This is a genomic window from Flavobacterium koreense, assembly GCF_054776075.1.
This window is the reverse complement of sequence record NZ_BAAHCF010000002.1, coordinates 309,585-327,068: the sequence shown is the minus strand read 5'-3', so window position 1 is coordinate 327,068 and position 17,484 is coordinate 309,585. Positions and strand designations below refer to the sequence as shown.

The following is a 17,484-nucleotide window of genomic DNA, read 5'->3' as shown; positions in this document are numbered from 1 at the left end:
TTCAGAATCGGGTTTTTATTTTTTAGTTATGAAGCAATTTCCAATCGTTTCAATAAATTTTTATTCAAGGTATGCTCAGCGTATTCTTTATCAATTTCTAAAGACTTATCATCAGAACTTGGCAATTCATACATAGCATCGGTTAAGATTGCTTCACATAAGGAACGTAATCCACGTGCACCTAATTTGTATTCTAAAGCTTTTTCTACAATGTAATCTAATGCTTCGTTGGTGATGGTGAATTTTACATCATCCATAGCAAATAACTTTTCGTATTGTTTTATCAAAGCATTTTTTGGTTCGGTTAGAATAGAACGTAACGTTTCTTTATCTAAAGGATCCATGTGGGTTAATACTGGCAAACGACCAATAATTTCAGGAATCAAACCAAAATCCTTGATGTCTTTTGGGATGATGTATTGTAACAAATTATCCTTATCGATATTATCAACATTTCTTGAAGTTGAATATCCAACAGCGGTTCTGTTTAAACGTTTTGAAATGATTCTTTCAATTCCGTCGAAAGCTCCACCAGCGATGAATAATATGTTTTGAGTATTAACCTCAACAAATTTTTGGTCTGGATGCTTTCTTCCTCCTTTTGGTGGTACGTTAACAACAGTTCCTTCTAATAATTTCAATAAGGCTTGTTGTACACCTTCACCAGAAACATCACGAGTTATTGATGGATTGTCACTTTTACGAGCAATTTTATCAATTTCGTCGATGAAAACTATGCCTCTTTCGGCTTTGGTAACATCATAATCGGCTGCTTGAAGTAAACGTGTTAAAATACTTTCAACATCTTCTCCAACATAACCAGCTTCGGTTAAAACAGTCGCGTCAACAATGGCTAATGGAACGTCTAACATACGTGCAATCGTTTTTGCTACTAATGTTTTTCCGGTTCCTGTTTGTCCTACCATAATGATGTTTGATTTTTCAATTTCAACATCTTCGGCAACTTGTTGTTGCATTAATCGTTTGTAGTGATTGTAAACTGCAACCGACATTACTTTTTTGGTTTGCTCTTGACCAATAACATATTCGTCAAGAAATGCTCTGATTTCTTTTGGCTTACGCAAAACTAAATCGGTAGCAATTTTTGCATTGGAATTGGTTTTTAATTCTTCTAAAATAATTCCATGTGCTTGTTCAATACAGCGGTCGCAAATGTGCGCGTCAATTCCGGCAATCAATAAATTGGTTTCCGGTTTTTTTCTTCCGCAGAAGGAACATTCTAATTTTTCTTTTGCCATTATTTAGTGATTAGTGAAAAGTGATTAGTAAATAGCTCTTCAATATTTACTAATCACTAATTACTTAAATTTATCTTCTTAAAACTTCATCAATCATTCCGTATTCTTTTGCTTCATCAGCAATCATCCAATAATCTCTTTCAGAGTCTCTATGTACTTTTTCGAAAGTTTGACCTGAATGGTTTGAGATTATTTCATACAACTCGTTTTTCAATTTCAACATTTCTTTCAAGTTGATTTCCATATCGGTTGCAACTCCTGAAGCACCACCTGAAGGTTGATGAATCATTACTCTTGAATGTGGTAATGCCGAACGTTTTCCAGCTGCACCAGCACAAAGTAAAACGGCTCCCATTGAAGCTGCCATTCCTGTGCAAATTGTTGCTACATCTGGTTTGATGTATTGCATAGTGTCATAAATTCCTAGACCTGCGTAAACGCTTCCACCAGGAGAATTGATATAAATTTGAATATCTTTAGAAGCATCAACTGATTCTAAAAACAATAATTGTGCTTGAATGATATTTGCCATATAATCATCAACTCCTGTTCCCATAAAGATGATTCTATCCATCATTAAACGAGAGAAAACGTCTAATTGCGAAATATTTAATTGGCGTTCTTCAATAATATAAGGCGTTAAACTAGCGACCATTTTATCGTAGTACAAGCTATTTACTCCATGATGCTTAGTAGCGAATTTTTTAAATTCTTTTCCGTAGTTCATTTTATTACTGTTATATGTTATTTAATGTAAGTTTTAAAACTATTGCAAATGTCGTTCCTTTTATTTTAAGTGACAAACTGTCTGAAAACAAAAGCGTCAAAATCAATTGACTTTGACGCTCAAATATAATAAATTATCTTTTACAATTAGTGGTTTAGTTCACCATACATTGCTTTAATAAACTCTTCGTAATTAACTTCTTTTGTTTTAGCTTTTACTTTTTCTTTGTAAAGGTTCAACATTTTTTCGCTCATTACTTGCTCTGAAAGACGTTTTACCTCATCTTGATTAGACATAACTCTAGCAACAATTCCTTGAACATCTTCGTCTGTAGGATTCATTTGACCGAATTGTGCCATTTGTTTTTTGATTAAACCTGAGGTAAAATCTTTTAATTCTTCAAAAGTTATTTGAAGATTATTATCTGCCATTACTTTACCTTCAATTAATTGGTAACGCAATCCGTTTTCAGATTTTGCATATTCTTCTTCGGCTTGTTCTGCTGTTAATGGATTTTCACCAGCCGATTGAATCCATTTTTTTAAGAATGTTGAAGGTAAATCAAATTTTGTATTTACAATTAACGATTCAGTAACATCATTTAAGAACTTTTGATTCGCTTGTTGTTCAAATTGTTGTTCAGCATCTTCTTTGATTTTTGCTTTCAATTCTTCCAATGAATTTACAACTCCAGGTCCGAATAATTTATCGAATAATTCTTGGTTTAATTCGGCTGGTTCACTTGCAACAACTTCATCAATTGTAAAAGTAACTTCAATATCTAAACCATGAACATCATCGTGACCAATAGCCAAAACATCCATTAATTTATGGTCGTCGTTGAATAAACCTTTAGTTTTTAATGTCACAACATCACCAACTTTTTTACCTAAGAACAATTTTGCTGTTTTTGCATCAGCAAACAATTCCATATCTAAAGTTGTTCTGTTATTGATTCCTTTTTCTTCGTTTGTAAAAATTCCAGAAACATCATTTCCTTCTGCAACAACAGTTGCCGAAACTATTTTACCATATTGTTTTTGAATTCTTGCAACTTGAGCGTTCAACATAGTGTCGTCTGCAATGATTTTGTATTGAACCACATCATTTTTAGCTGCTAAATCAACAGTGAATGTTGGAGCTAAACCTAATTCGAAATCAAATTTGAAATCTTCAGCATCCCAATTAAAACTGTCTGTTACAACAGGAAGTGGATTTCCTAAAATATCTAATTTTTCTTCTTGTAAATATCTGTTTAGATTTTCTTGTAAAACTTTGTTTACTTCTTCCAATAAAATTGCTTTTCCGTATTGTTTTTGGATTAAGCTCATTGGTACAGCACCTTTTCTAAAACCAGGAATCGCTGCATTTTTACGATAATCTGCTAATACTTTTTCTACTTTTGGAGCATAATCAGCTTTAGAAACCTCTACAGTTACTACAGCATTTAATGCATCTACATTATTTCTTGTAATATTCATTTCTTCGTGTTTTATACATACTAAAATTGGGTTGCAAAATTATAACATTTCTACAACCCAACCAATTTTATTTTATTGATTTTTAAACTATTGTTTTCCTTCTCCGGTAAGTTGATAAACCAATGATTGTGAAAGCGATAAAATGATGCTAAAGAACAAGGCTGTCCAAAATCCGTTTACATCAAATCCATCTACAAAATGGTCGCACAATAGAATGATTATCGCATTAATAACCAATAAAAATAGTCCGAGAGTAAAAACGGTCACTGGCAAAGTAAACAACACTAGTACTGGTTTTACAAAAAAGTTCAACAATCCTAGCACAATTGCAACAATTAATGCTGTTGAGAATTCGTCAACCACTACTCCTTTCATAAGGTAAGATATAACCATAACAAGGATGGACGTTATTAATATTCTTAAAAGTAATTTCATATGTTTAAATTTTATTTTTTATCGGTAACATATGGTATCGCCTTTTTAATCATTGGTGTTTGCTTGCGCAAACTTGTTGTTAATGGCGATTTCATATTTTCTAATTAATTTTTATTTACAATATTATTCCAAAAAACGTGCCGTTTCCTCAAAAAACAACTGCGGATTTTCTGCATGAAGCCAATGTCCTACATTTGGAATTGTTGCTAATTCAAAGTTAGGAAAATGTTTTTTTATTTCAGGTAAATCTGTATCTAGAATATACCTTGAATTACCTCCTCGTATGAAAAGTGTTGGTTTTTCAAATTGAGCTTCTTCTGGTAAAGCCGTTCCAATTACTTCAATTTTTTCATTAAAAACTTTCAAATTAAAACGAAAATCTAATTGTCCTGGGGCTGCCCAATATAAATTTTTCATTAGAAATTGACGTGTTCCAAAATCTGGAATAAAAGGATATAAAGTTTCTTCTACAGAAGCTCTATCTGGTTTTGAAGTAAAATCAACTGCATTCAATCCTGCTAATATGTCTTGGTGATGTGGTGCATAATATTTTGGACCAATATCGGCTACAATTAATTTTTCTACCATTTCCGGATAATTGGTTGCAAAAAGCATGGCTACTTTTCCTCCCATAGAATGACCTATTATAGATACTTGATTCAAATTATGATTTTGACAATATTCTAAAACATCTTGAGCCATTATATCATAACTAAAATCTTCTGAGTGAAAACTTTTACCGTGATTTCTTAAATCTAGAATATGAACTTGAAATCCTTTGGAAGCATATAAAGCTCCAAAAGATTTCCAATTGTCAGACATTCCTAAAAACCCATGAATTATCAGCAATGGTTTTCCTTCTCCTTCTATTCTTGAATGCAACATTTTACTTTAATTTTTGCAAATACATATTAACAACATTATCCAATCCTAAATATAATGCTTCAGAAATTAGAGCATGACCTATAGAAACCTCTAATAATCCTGGAATATTTTCCTTGAAAAATTTGATATTATCCAAGCTTAAGTCGTGACCGGCATTGATACCTAATCCTAATTCATTTGCTAAAACTGCCGCTTTAGTATAAGGTTCAATACCTTTCAAATTTCCTAAACCATATTGATGCGCAAACTCTTCTGTATAAAGTTCAATTCTTTCGGTTCCTGTTTCTTTAGCACCTTCTACCATTTTTAATATTGGATCAACAAAAATTGATGTTCTGATTCCGTTACGCTGAAATTCTTGAATTACTTCTTTTAAATAAGATTGATGTTTTACAGTATCCCAACCAGCAGAAGATGTAATAGCTCCAATTGCATCAGGCACCAAAGTAACTTGCTCGGGCTTACATTCCAAAACCAAATCGATAAAATTGTGTTGTGGATTCCCTTCAATATTGAATTCTGTATAAACAATCGGTTTTAAATCTCGAGCATCTTGATAACGAATATGACGTTCATCTGGTCGAGGATGAATAGTAATTCCTTGCGCTCCAAATTTTTGAATGTCTTTTGCAACTTGCAACAAATCGGGAACATTTCCTCCACGTGCATTACGTAAGGTTGCTATTTTATTAATATTTACACTTAATTTTGTCATAACTTTTTTTTGAAAATTTCATTTTTGAAATTCTGTTCACAAAAATACAAAGTTAAAATAAGGATTTATGTCCTAAAATTTGATTATTTTGCAACAAATATTGATTAATTGCTATGACCGAAATTACAGATTATATAACTAACGATTACAAAGCCATTGATAGTCAGCAAACTATTGCTGATGTTCAAGACTTTTTTTTAGATGTTCCTTATTCTCACTTTTCTGTTTTAAATGAAGGTATTTATATTGGAAGTATTGCTGCAGATGATGTAGAGACTTTTGATACTGATAAAAAAGTAGCTGACTACAAATATACTTTGGAGGGATTTTTCGCTAGAAAAAATATGATATGGCTGGATGTTTTGGAAGTTTTTGCGAAAAACCACACCAATATTGTACCTGTTCTGGATGAAGAAAATTCTTATTTAGGCTATTATGAATTGGAAGATATTGTCAAATTTTTTCATGAAACTCCATTTCTTAAAGAACAAGGCGGCATCATTGTAGTAAAAAAGAGTCTTATAGATTATTCTATGAGTCAAATTGCCCAAATCGTTGAAAGCAATAATGGTAAACTTTTGGGATTATTTGTTTCTGAAGCAGATGTTGAAAGTGTTCAAATAACAATAAAAATTGCACTTGGAAGCATGAATGACATCATTCAAACCTTCAGAAGATATAATTACGAAATAGTTTCTGAGCATCATGAAGATAATTATTTGAACAGTTTGAGAGAGCGTTCCGATTATTTGGATAAATATTTAAACATCTAGAAAATGAAAGTTGCTATCTTCGGACAATATTACCAAAACGATACTCGACCAATTATTCGAGACATTTTTTTATTTTTCAATAATAACAATGTTGAATTGGTCATAGAAGAAAAATTTCTCAAAATATTGTATGATGAAGAAATTCTGAAAAAAGAGTATAAAACATTCAACGATTATAAATGTTTAAACTCAAGTTTTGATTTACTTATTAGTATTGGTGGAGATGGAACTATATTAAGAGCAGCGACTTATGTTAGAGATTCAGGAATTCCAATTCTTGGAATTAATGCAGGACGATTAGGTTTTTTAGCCAAAGTTCAAAAAGAAAATATTGAGACATTTTTACAAATTGTGTTAAAAAAAGAGTATACTCTTTCTGAAAGAACCTTACTTAGTTTAGAATGCAATCCAGAAAACGAACAAATTAATGAATTGAATTTTGCCATGAATGAAGTAACTGTAAGCAGAAAAGACACTACTTCAATGATTACAATTGACACTTCATTAAATGGTGAGCATTTAAATTCCTATTGGGCAGACGGATTAATTATTTCTACACCAACAGGTTCAACAGGTTATTCTTTAAGTTGTGGCGGACCAGTTTTAACTCCAGAAGTTAAAGGATTAGTAATTACTCCTATTGCGCCTCATAATTTGAATGCACGTCCATTGGTTATTCCTGATGACACAGAAATTAAATTGAAAGTTTCAGGTAGAGAGGAACAATATTTAGTTTCACTAGATTCTAGAATTGCAACTCTTAATAACAATGCAGAATTAATTATTAGAAAAACTCCTTTTAAGATTAATATGGTTGAAATTCCAAACGAAACTTTCTTAAAAACATTAAGAAATAAACTTCTTTGGGGTGAAGACAAACGAAATTAATACTCTTTTTAAAATACTACTTCCTACTTTTTTCCGTTAAATAGCAGTTCATTTTAAATGAATTTTATTTTAAACTTTAACTGTGTCAATTTTAATTTATTATAAATACTAATATCATGTTTTATTAGTGGCTATAATTGTTATATTTGCACGCTATTTTTCAATTAATGAAAAGAATATTTTTATTTATTTTTATTTTAGGATTAACAAAATTAAACGCTCAGATTCACGAAGTTGGAGTATTTCTTGGTGGTAGCAATTATATTGGTGATGTTGGAAAAGCAAATTATGTAAATCCAAATGAGTTAGCTTATGGTTTGATTTATAAGTGGAATAAAAGTCCGAGACATTCATGGAGAATATCCTACACACAATCTAAAATCACAGCAAATGATTTAGATTCAGATGTGCCAGGAAGATTTAAAAGAGGTTATGACTTTGAAAACAACATTAAAGAATTATCTTTAGGTTTGGAGTTTAATTTTTTCGATTTTAATCTTCATAATTTTGATAAATTAGTAACTCCATATGTCTATTCAGGATTGAGTTATACCAATTATGATGAATTATATGTAATTAATGGAGTTTCAAAAATTGACATCAATCATGGTACATTTGCAATACCTATGATTGTTGGTGTTAAATCTAATATAATGCCTAATTTAATTTTGGGAGTTGAAGTTGGAGCAAGATATACAATGACTGATAATTTAGATGGTAGCTTACCAAAAAATGAAGATTTGGAACCATTAAAATTTGGAAATATAAACAGTAAAGATTGGTATGTTTTTTCTGGTTTTACATTAACCTATACCTTTGGTGAAAAACCATGCTATTGTGCAGATTAAAAAAATATGAGTTTATTAGAATCAATAAATAAAGAGAATTTACCTAAACACCTTGCTATCATCATGGATGGTAATGGTCGTTGGGCAAAGCAAAAAGGTTTGTTGAGAACTCTTGGTCACGAAAGCGGAACCAAATCTGTAAAAGTAACCGTAGAAACTTGTGCAAAACTCGGTATAGAAAACTTAACCTTATATGCATTTTCAACTGAAAATTGGAATCGACCAAAACTTGAAGTAGACACTTTAATGAAATTACTAGTTGGTTCGTTAAGAAAAGAATTAAAAACACTTCAAGAAAACAACATACGCCTTAATTCTATTGGAAATCTATCCAAAATGCCAAAGTCAATTCTAAAAGAATTAAATGAGGTAATAGAAAAAACAAAAAACAATACTCGAATGACTTTAACCTTAGCATTAAGTTATGGTTCACGAGAAGAATTATTAAATGTTGTTAAAAACATTAGTGATAAAGTTAAAAATAATATAATTTCAATAGACGCTATTGATGAATCAATTATAAATGAGCATCTTTACACGCACAATCTACCTGATGTAGATTTATTAATCAGAACGAGTGGTGAACATAGAATCAGTAATTTTCTGCTTTGGCAAATAGCTTATGCAGAATTGTTTTTCACTGATGTTTTGTGGCCCGATTTTACAGAAGAACATTTATATGAAGCCATCATTAGCTATCAAAAAAGAGAACGAAGATTTGGAAAAACAAGTGAACAAATTAAACAATCCTAAAGTGTCAATCAATCATATTAAAACTTTACTAACACTTTTATTCTTAGGAGTTGTTTTTCAATCAAATGCACAAGATAGATTGCCGTTTGACCAAGGAAAAAAATACATTCTTGGAAATGTAAATGTATTAGGTAAAATCAGCTACAATCAACAAACAGTAGTAACTTTTTCTGGATTAGAAAAAGGTCAAAATATTTCAGTTCCTGGGGAAGAAATTAGTGCAGCAATAAAAAAACTTGGTAAATTAGGTTTATTTAGCGACATAGATTTTTATGTTAATGAGATTAAAGGAGATAGTATCTTTCTAGATTTAGAAATCGTAGAATTGCCTAAATTAAGTGAAGCTAAATTTGTTGGTGTCAAAAAAAATAAAGTTGAAGAGTTGATTAAAGAAAATTCACTTACAAAAGGTAAAATTGTAAATGAAAATTTAATTACAACTACCAAAAACTATTTAGAAAACAAATATAAAAAAGACGGATTTTTTAACACTAAAGTAAATATTAGAACCATAGCAGATACTACTTCAAACACTGTTAACATGGTTGTAAACATTGATAAAGGTGAAAAAATAAAAATCAAACAAATAGCATTTCAAGGCAATAAAGAGTTTTCTAATAAAAAGCTTAAAAAGTCTATGAAAAACACCAAAGTAGTTAATCCAATTAGAGTGTTTAAAGCTTCTAAATTCATAAAAACTAAATACGAAGAAGATTTAGTGAAAATTGTTGACAACTACAAAGAAAAAGGATATCGTGATGCTAGAGTAGTAAGTGATTCTGTTTGGTTAGACAAGAAAAAAAATAAGCTTGCAATAAATATTAAGGTAGAAGAAGGTAAAAAATACTACTTCGGAAATATTAAATTCTTGGGTAACTCCGTATATTCGGATCAACTTTTAAGCACCATTCTAGGTATTAAAAAAGGAGATACTTACAATGGTGTTCTTCTTGAAAAAAGAGTTGCTGATAAAACTAAACCAGACGGAGAAGATTTGACCAATCTTTATCAAAATAATGGTTATTTATTTTCTAACATAAATCCTGTTGAAGTAAAAACAGCTAATGACTCTATCGATTTTGAAATTAGAGTAACAGAAGGACCAATTGCTTATTTTAATAAAATTACCGTTGTTGGAAATGATAAAACAAATGATAAAGTAATTTATCGTGAGTTAAGAACAAAACCAGGTGAAAAATATAGTAAAGATGACTTAGTTAGAACTATTCGTGAAATTGGACAATTAGGATTCTTCGATCCTGAAGCAATCGATCCAAAATTCAAGAATGTTGATCCAACTGCAGGAACTGTGGATATTGAATATAATTTAGTTGAAAAAGGGTCAAGTCAAATTGAACTTCAAGGAGGTTATGGCGGTGGAGGTTTCATTGGAACACTTGGTTTATCTTTTAACAACTTCTCTGTAAAAAATATGTTCAAAAAAGACGCCTACAAACCTCTTCCAATGGGTGATGGACAAAAAGTGTCTTTACGTTTACAAGCCAGTACTTTCTTTCAAACCTACAGTTTATCATTTTCTGAACCATGGTTTGGCGGAAAAAAACCAGTAAGTTTTTCAACGTCATTATCGCAAAGTAAACAATTTTTATACACTGGTTCTTCAGCGAGTGTAGATAAAAGTAAAAGTTTCAACATTACATCATTATCTGTAGGTATTGCTAAAAGATTAACTGTTCCAGATGATTATTTTACACTTTCAAATGCTGTAAGTTTTCAATATTATGATTTAAATAATTATAACACAGGTTTATTTACATTTGGTAATGGTTCTTCAAGAAACCTTGCTTTTAATATTGGTTTAAGTAGAAATAGTAAAGGTAACAACCCAATATACCCAACAAAAGGATCAGAATTTAGTCTTTCAACAAAATTTACGCTACCTTATTCTCTTTTCAACAACATTGATTATGCTAATTTAGGAAACCAAGCAGAATACAAAAGAAGATATTCGGCTTCATCAATACAAGATTTAAATTTTGGTGCTGATGGTGTATTAATTAACGATGGAGATTATATTAAAGAAGCTACAGTTGTAAATCCATTAACTGGATTAACAACTACAGGTATTGTTAAAGTAAATGATTTCAGCGAAGCTGATCCAGATCAAGCAAAAATTGATCAAAAAAGATTTAATTGGTTAGAATATTATAAGGTAAAATTTAAAGCCGATTGGTTTACTAAATTATATGGTAACGATCAAAATGCACTTGTTTTAAGAACATTAGGAGAATTTGGTTATCTTGGAGCATACAATTCTGCTAGAGGAGTTGTTCCATTTGAAAGATTTTTTGTTGGTGGAGATGGTTTAGCTAACTTTGCATTAGATGGTCGTGAAGTAGTCCAATTAAGAGGTTATCCAAATCAATCATTATCTTCTGTAAATGGAGGTTCAATCTATAACAAATTTTCATTAGAATTAAGATATCCTATTACTTTAAAAGCACAAGCATCAATTTATGCCTTATCTTTTTTAGAAGCAGGTACATCGTTTGACAATTTTAAAGACTATAATCCGTTCTCTTTACAACGATCTGCCGGATTTGGAATTAGAGTTTTCATGCCTGCCTTCGGATTATTAGGAATTGACTTTGCTCATGGCTTTGATCCAGTTCCAGGTTTAACAGAAAAAAGTGGATGGCAAACACATTTTATTATTGGTCAACAATTTTAGTATATTTGCTTAACATTTCTAAAACTTAAGTTTATGAAGAAATACATTTTACTAGCATTATTTGTAACATTAGCTGTAACAAAAACTGTAAATGCGCAAACAAGAGGAATCAAAGTTGGCTACATCGATATGGAGTACATCTTAGAAAAAGTTCCTGATTATGCTGAAGCAAAAAACCAATTGGAGCAAAAAGCAGAAAAATGGAAGCAAGAAATTGAAACCAAAAAAAATGATATTGCTAAGTTAAAAGAAGCTTTAAAAACCGAAAAAGTTCTTTTAACTAAAGAACTTATAGCAGAAAGAGAAGAAGAAATTGCTTTTCAAGAAAATGAACTATTAGAATATACTCAGAAAAAATTTGGTCCAAATGGTGAACTAATTGTTCAAAAAGCCGTTTTAGTAAAACCAATACAAGATCAAGTATTCAATGCGGTACAAGATATTGCTGAAGCAAAAAAATACGATTATATTTTCGACAAATCATCTGATTTAACAATGCTTTTTGCTGCAAAAAAACATGACATTAGCGACAGAGTTGTTAGCGCACTTACACGTGCTGAGAAAAGAGAGCAAATGTCTAAAAAACAACTAAAACTTGAAGAAGAAAGAGAGCGTAAGCAAGAAATGATTGATGACAATCCTGCACTTTCAGAAAGACAAAAACAAGTTGAAGAAAGAAAAGCTGCTCGTCTAAAAATGATTGAAGACAAAAAACTTCTTGCTGAAGAAAAGAAAGCTGAAGCTGATGCAAAAAGAAAACAATTGCTTGAAGAAAAGAATAATAAAAAAAGTGGCACAGTTTCTGATAAGCCTAATACAGATAACAAAGATGCAGACACAAAAACAGATGCAGTAGCTGATAAAAAAGCAGAAGTTGAAGCTCAAAAGAAAAAAACTTTAGAAGAAAGACAAAAGTTAATTGACGATAGAAAAAAAGCAGCCGAAGAAAAAAGACTTAAAATATTAGCCGATAGAGAAGCTGCAAAAAAAGCAAAAGAAGACGCAAAAAATAATAAACCTTAAAATAAATAAAAACAATAATTAATACGAAGAATGATGAAACAATTTAGAACTTTTTTAATAGCAGCAGTAGCTTTATTTAGCTTTCAAACAGTAAGCGCTCAAACTAAAGTAGCACATGTTGATACTAACGAAATCATGACTAAAATGCCTGCTGTACTTGATGCTCAAAATCAATTAAAAAAATTGAATGACACGTATACTGCAGAATACAAAACTATGGTAGATGAGTACCAAGCAAAAATTAAAAAATATGATGCTGAAGCTGCAACTGTAACAGATGCTGTAAACCAAACACGTCAATCAGAAATGCAAGACATGGGAAGAAGAATTGGTGAATATCAAGAAACTGCTCAAAAAGATTTACAAAAGAAAGAAGCAGACTTAATGAAACCTATCACTGAAAAAGTAAAAGCTTCTATCCAAAAAGTTGGAAAAGCTAAAGGTTTTAATTATGTACTAAACGCTGGTGATTTATTATTAGCTGATGGAACAGACATTACAGCTGATGTAAAAAAAGATTTAGGATTTTAATCCAATTTAAAAATCTAAAATATTTAAAAACTGCTCAATTTATTTGAGCAGTTTTTTTTTACATTTGCTTTATGACAAACAACAATCCTATTGGGCTATTTGATTCGGGCATTGGTGGAACTTCTATTTGGAAAGAAATTCATCAACTACTTCCGAATGAAGACACTATTTATCTAGCTGATAGTAAAAATGCTCCTTATGGTCAAAAATCCAAAGAGGAAATTATTCATTTAAGTTGTAAGAACACAGAGTTTCTTCTTAACAAAAATTGCAAAATCATAGTAGTCGCTTGTAATACCGCAACTACAAATGCAATAAAAGAATTACGAGCTAAATATAATGTTCCTTTCATAGGAATCGAACCAGCTATAAAACCAGCGGCGTTACATTCTAAAACACAAAAAATAGGAATTCTTGCTACTAAAGGAACATTAAATAGTGAGCTGTTTTACAAACATGTTGAACAATTTCAAGACATTCAAGTCATAGAGCAAATTGGATTTGGTTTGGTTGAACTAATTGAAAATGGCGAAATAAATTCTAAAGAAATGAGGGCTTTATTAAAAAAGTATCTAAATCCTATGATAGCGTCTAATATAGATTACTTAGTACTTGGATGCAGCCACTACCCTTACTTGATTCCTCAAATAAAAAAAATTCTACCATCAAATATCAAAATAATTGATTCTGGTGAGGCTGTTGCTAAACAGACAAAAAAAATCTTAGATGAAAAAGTAGGTTTTAGAGAACTAAATGAGAAAAGTAAGCAACTTTTTTATACCAATACCAACCCAAAAGTACTTATTGAAATTCTTGAAAATAAGTTTAAAGTTATTGAAAAAGACTTCTAAATCCCTTTGCTTTCATAATCTTAGCAAAAGTTAAGCTCAAATAGAGTATCTTTGCAAAAAATATAAGCATGAATAATTCTAATAATAAAAAACGAACTGGACCAAGCAAACCAAGTGGTGATAGAAAAAAATCTACCACAACTTCTAAACCTGCCATGGACAAACGTTCTCAAAATAGAAAACCCGCAGTTAAGAAAGATTCCCCAAACGTACCGAAACCTATAAAATCAGATGAAATTCGTTTGAACAAATACATCTCAAATTCTGGTGCTTGCTCTAGAAGAGATGCTGATATTTATATTCAATCTGGGAATGTAAAAGTAAATGGAATTGTAGTTACAGAAATGGGACATAAAGTTAAACCTGGTGATGTTGTGAATTTTGACGGCTCAACTTTAATGCCTGAAAAGAAAGAATATTTTGTTTTAAACAAACCCAAAAACTTCACTACTTCTAATGATGAAGATGGCGATCATAGAAATGTTTTAGAGCTAATAAAAGGCGCAACAACATCTAAGATGCAACCTATTGGTAGAATGGACAAAAACACCACTGGATTATTAGTTTTTACAAACGATACAGATATTATTAGAAAATTTAGTTTGCCAAATCAAAAATCACCAAAAATCTATCAAGTTACTTTAGATAAAAACTTAAAATTTGAAGATTTAGAAAAAATTTCAAAAGGAGTTACCCTTGACGGACACAAATTATTTGTTGATGAAGTAAGTTATATTGAAAACGAACCTAAAAATGAAATTGGCATCAAATTAAGAACTCCAAATGTAAAAGTTGTTAGAGCCATATTTGAAAATTTCAATTATACTACAATAAAAATTGATCGAGTTGCCTTTGCAGGTTTAACCAAAAAGAATCTTCCAAGAGGAAATTGGAGACCACTTACGGAACAAGAAATAATTAATTTAAAAAATATCTAACCAGGCAAAAGCTTGGTTTTTTTATCCAAATGACAACTCAAAAAAACTTATCTATAGCACATGCTTGGTTTGAAGCATTTAATACTCATAACCTAGAAAAGCTACTATCATTATATGATAATGATGCAGAACATTTTAGCCCAAAATTAAAAATTAGACATCCAGAAACAAACGGACTAGTAAGAGGACAAGATGCACTAAGAACATGGTGGCAAGATGCTTTTGAACGATTGCCAAGTTTGCAATATAAAGTAACTTCTCTAACAGCAAATTCTGACAGAGTATTTATGGAATATATAAGAAATGTAGATAACGAAGAAGCAATGCTAGTTGCAGAAGTATTAGAAATAAAAGAAGGCCTAATAGTTGCTTCAAGGGTATATCATGGCTAAAATTATGCAAAACAGCTAATTGTCGCAATATTTCTATAAAACAAAATACTATTGTATTTATAAATTTTGTAATTTTATTCCTTTAACCAAATAAATAAATTATGGCAGTATTAAAAGTAATCGAAGTACTTGCAAGCTCAGAAAAAAGCTGGGAAGATGCAACACAAAAAGCAGTTGAACAAGCAGCAAAATCATTAAAACACATTCGTTCAGTTTATGTTCAAGAACATAGTGCTGCTGTAAAAGACGGAAAAGTAACAGAATACAGAGTAAATTTAAAACTTACTTTCGAAATTGAATAATCAATAATAATTTTAACCAAAACAAAAAATAGAAACTATGGGATTAGGAGGATTTTTTAAAAACCTATTTGGTTCGGCCAAAGAAAAAGTAAGTGAAGTTGCTGATAAAGCTGAAGATTTTGCTGAAGAAGCAATTGAAAAAGTAAAAGAAACAGCTGCACCTTTAGTAGAAAAAGCTGAAGAATATGCAGAAATTGCAAAAGAAAAAGTAGCAGAATATGTTCCTGCTGCAAGTGAAGCAATTGAGAACGCTGTTGATACTGTAAAAGAAAAAGCAGGTGAACTTGCTGATAAAGCAGAAGAAATGGCTGGAAATGCTGTTGATACTGTAAAAGAAAAAGTTAACTCGTTTACAAATGACGCAGAAGAAGCAGCACCAGTTGCTCCAGCAGAAGACGCAAATAGAGTTGAAGAAGATGCTGATTAATTTTGGAAAAAAGCTATCTTTGTAAAAATTTAAATCACACTTTTTAGTGTGATTTTTTTATTATGGAAAAAACACTTCACATCAACAGTTTAGAAGAATACACAAAGCAATTTTTTGATGTATTAATTAGTTATTCGCCAAAGTTAATTTCAGCATTCATCATTCTTTTTGTTGGAATTTATGTAATTCGATTTATTAATCGATTGGTTAAGAAATTAATGGTTCAACGTGAGTTAGACCCAACGCTTTCAAAGTTTTTAGCCGATATTTTAAATTGGGTTTTACGAGTTTTGTTATTTGTAACTTTCATTTCAAAACTTGGAATAGAAACTTCATCATTTGTAGCAATTTTAGGAGCTGCAGGTTTGGCTGTAGGTCTCTCACTTCAAGGTTCTTTATCTAATTTTGCAGGTGGAATGTTGATTATTCTTTTCAAACCATTTAGAGTTGGAGATACTATCGAAGCACAAGGTGTAATTGGAACAGTAACAGAAATTCAAATATTTGTAACCAAACTTATTTCAGCTAATAATCAAACCATTTTTATTCCAAATGGAATTTTATCGAATGGAATCATTACAAACTTTTCTGTTGAAGGAATGAGACGTGTAGATTTGGTATTTTCACTTTCTTATGAAACCAACATCAAAGAAGCTAAAGAAGTTGTCTTAGAAGTAATGAAAAGCCATTCTAAAGTTTTGAAAAATCCAGAACCTATAGTTGTTGTAAAAGATTTGTCTGATAGCGCCATTCACTTAGCAATTCGTCCTTGGTCTAAAAACGAAGATTTTGGTGAAGTTTCCTCAGATATTTTGGAAAATTGTAAAGCCGCGTTTGATAAAAAGGGAATAATAATCCAACCTTTTGTAAGAGAAAATTCTAAGTAGATTTGGTTTGTAACATGAAATCTTTCAAATAATAAGGTTCAAAATAAGCCACATCTTCAAAAGAATTATTTAGAAATTTCTTGTACGAAATCTCACTCATTTCCTTAGCTGAAGGATAAAAAATAGTATCAACAAAGTTAAAATTAGATTTTGATAATATCGTTTTTACTTTTTCATTACTATCGCCCACGAAATAAACAGCATCCTCAATATCTGAAAAACTAGAATCGGTAAGAATTTCAGCTTGAACTTCTCTTATCATTTCTTTTTTTGAATTAAAAATAGCGCTATAAACTTCCATTCTTCGTGCATCAATCATCGGAATGATAATACCTTTTTCTATTTGCAATTGATTTGCTAAAACCGTCAATGTATCAACTGAAATCAATGGTATTTCTAATGCGTAACATAATCCTTTAGCCGCTGAAACTCCAATTCGCAATCCTGTATATGAACCAGGTCCTTGGCTTACTGCAACAGCACTTAAATCAGAAAATGTTATACCAGCTTCCTTTATAATCTCTTCGATAAATAGGTGCAATTTTTCTGCATGAGAAAAGCCTTGTTCAGCCATTTCTTTACATAAAATAGTTTCACCGTTTTTGGCTAAAGCCACAGAACAGTTTTTGGTAGCCGTTTCAATATTAAGAATGTAACCCATTTAAAAGATAATCTTT

20 protein-coding genes are annotated in these 17,484 nt (G+C 30.8%); 13 read left to right on the top strand and 7 right to left on the bottom strand.

What is annotated here, in order from left to right; genetic code table 11:
• Positions 1-26: 26 nt before the first annotated feature.
• From clpX to ACYU7A_RS01715, 6 genes are all read right to left on the bottom strand, one after another.
• Positions 27-1,259, bottom strand: a complete 1,233-nt coding sequence (gene clpX / locus ACYU7A_RS01740; protein WP_298305777.1) for an ATP-dependent Clp protease ATP-binding subunit ClpX — start codon at positions 1,257-1,259, stop codon at positions 27-29.
• Between the two features lie 70 nt (positions 1,260-1,329).
• Positions 1,330-1,986, bottom strand: coding sequence for an ATP-dependent Clp endopeptidase proteolytic subunit ClpP (gene clpP / locus ACYU7A_RS01735; RefSeq protein WP_298305780.1), 657 nt, complete (start codon positions 1,984-1,986; stop codon positions 1,330-1,332).
• A gap of 146 nt (positions 1,987-2,132) precedes the next feature.
• A complete protein-coding gene (gene tig, locus ACYU7A_RS01730) occupies positions 2,133-3,467 on the bottom strand; it encodes a trigger factor (RefSeq protein ID WP_460573787.1) in 1,335 nt (444 codons plus the stop codon).
• 87 nt (positions 3,468-3,554) lie between these two features.
• Positions 3,555-3,902: a phage holin family protein gene (locus tag ACYU7A_RS01725; RefSeq protein WP_460573785.1), complete on the bottom strand. Its 348-nt coding sequence runs from the start codon at positions 3,900-3,902 to the stop codon at positions 3,555-3,557.
• A gap of 123 nt (positions 3,903-4,025) precedes the next feature.
• Positions 4,026-4,787: an alpha/beta fold hydrolase gene (locus ACYU7A_RS01720; protein ID WP_460573783.1), complete on the bottom strand. Its 762-nt coding sequence runs from the start codon at positions 4,785-4,787 to the stop codon at positions 4,026-4,028.
• 1 nt (position 4,788) lies between these two features.
• Positions 4,789-5,502, bottom strand: a complete 714-nt coding sequence (locus tag ACYU7A_RS01715) for a pyridoxine 5'-phosphate synthase (protein ID WP_460573781.1) — start codon at positions 5,500-5,502, stop codon at positions 4,789-4,791.
• A gap of 113 nt (positions 5,503-5,615) precedes the next feature.
• On the opposite strand from ACYU7A_RS01715, the gene ACYU7A_RS01710 reads away from it, so the two are divergent.
• The 13 genes from ACYU7A_RS01710 to ACYU7A_RS01650 all read left to right on the top strand — a co-directional run bounded on the left by ACYU7A_RS01710 (position 5,616) and on the right by ACYU7A_RS01650 (position 16,807).
• Entirely contained in the window at positions 5,616-6,275 is a 660-nt protein-coding gene (locus ACYU7A_RS01710) for a CBS domain-containing protein (protein ID WP_460573779.1), read from the top strand.
• Between the two features lie 3 nt (positions 6,276-6,278).
• A complete protein-coding gene (locus ACYU7A_RS01705; protein ID WP_298305220.1) occupies positions 6,279-7,163 on the top strand; it encodes an NAD kinase in 885 nt (294 codons plus the stop codon).
• 167 nt (positions 7,164-7,330) lie between these two features.
• On the top strand, positions 7,331-8,011 hold the full coding sequence (gene porG, locus ACYU7A_RS01700) for a type IX secretion system protein PorG (RefSeq protein WP_460573776.1): 681 nt from the start codon (positions 7,331-7,333) through the stop codon (positions 8,009-8,011).
• A 6-nt stretch (positions 8,012-8,017) separates the two neighbouring features.
• The gene (locus tag ACYU7A_RS01695) at positions 8,018-8,764 is read left to right on the top strand and encodes an isoprenyl transferase (protein WP_460573774.1); all 747 of its coding nucleotides are present in this window, start codon (positions 8,018-8,020) and stop codon (positions 8,762-8,764) included.
• Positions 8,691-11,456 (top strand): outer membrane protein assembly factor BamA, encoded by a 2,766-nt coding sequence (bamA, locus tag ACYU7A_RS01690; protein WP_460573772.1) that lies wholly within the window; start codon positions 8,691-8,693, stop codon positions 11,454-11,456. The genes ACYU7A_RS01695 and bamA overlap by 74 nt, the downstream gene beginning before the upstream one ends.
• Positions 11,457-11,489: 33 nt before the next feature.
• Positions 11,490-12,479 carry an OmpH/Skp family outer membrane protein gene (locus ACYU7A_RS01685; RefSeq protein WP_460573770.1) on the top strand — a complete coding sequence of 330 codons (990 nt, stop codon included), beginning with the start codon at positions 11,490-11,492 and terminating at the stop codon, positions 12,477-12,479.
• Between the two features lie 33 nt (positions 12,480-12,512).
• Positions 12,513-13,010: an OmpH/Skp family outer membrane protein gene (locus ACYU7A_RS01680; RefSeq protein ID WP_460574033.1), complete on the top strand. Its 498-nt coding sequence runs from the start codon at positions 12,513-12,515 to the stop codon at positions 13,008-13,010.
• A 71-nt stretch (positions 13,011-13,081) separates the two neighbouring features.
• Complete coding sequence (gene murI, locus ACYU7A_RS01675; RefSeq protein WP_460573768.1) at positions 13,082-13,861, top strand: glutamate racemase; 780 nt, start codon at positions 13,082-13,084, stop codon at positions 13,859-13,861.
• 68 nt (positions 13,862-13,929) lie between these two features.
• The gene (locus tag ACYU7A_RS01670; protein ID WP_460573766.1) at positions 13,930-14,799 is read left to right on the top strand and encodes a pseudouridine synthase; all 870 of its coding nucleotides are present in this window, start codon (positions 13,930-13,932) and stop codon (positions 14,797-14,799) included.
• A 29-nt stretch (positions 14,800-14,828) separates the two neighbouring features.
• Positions 14,829-15,191 (top strand): nuclear transport factor 2 family protein, encoded by a 363-nt coding sequence (locus tag ACYU7A_RS01665; protein WP_460573764.1) that lies wholly within the window; start codon positions 14,829-14,831, stop codon positions 15,189-15,191.
• A gap of 101 nt (positions 15,192-15,292) precedes the next feature.
• Positions 15,293-15,493, top strand: a complete 201-nt coding sequence (locus ACYU7A_RS01660) for a dodecin family protein (RefSeq protein ID WP_298305198.1) — start codon at positions 15,293-15,295, stop codon at positions 15,491-15,493.
• A 37-nt stretch (positions 15,494-15,530) separates the two neighbouring features.
• Complete coding sequence (locus ACYU7A_RS01655) at positions 15,531-15,920, top strand: YtxH domain-containing protein (protein WP_460573762.1); 390 nt, start codon at positions 15,531-15,533, stop codon at positions 15,918-15,920.
• Between the two features lie 62 nt (positions 15,921-15,982).
• Positions 15,983-16,807, top strand: a complete 825-nt coding sequence (locus ACYU7A_RS01650; protein WP_460573760.1) for a mechanosensitive ion channel family protein — start codon at positions 15,983-15,985, stop codon at positions 16,805-16,807.
• Here ACYU7A_RS01650 and tsaB read toward each other — a convergent pair.
• Positions 16,800-17,468, bottom strand: coding sequence for a tRNA (adenosine(37)-N6)-threonylcarbamoyltransferase complex dimerization subunit type 1 TsaB (gene tsaB / locus ACYU7A_RS01645; RefSeq protein ID WP_460573758.1), 669 nt, complete (start codon positions 17,466-17,468; stop codon positions 16,800-16,802). The two genes, ACYU7A_RS01650 and tsaB, sit on opposite strands and share 8 nt — an antisense overlap.
• Between the last annotated feature and the right edge of the window lie 16 nt (positions 17,469-17,484).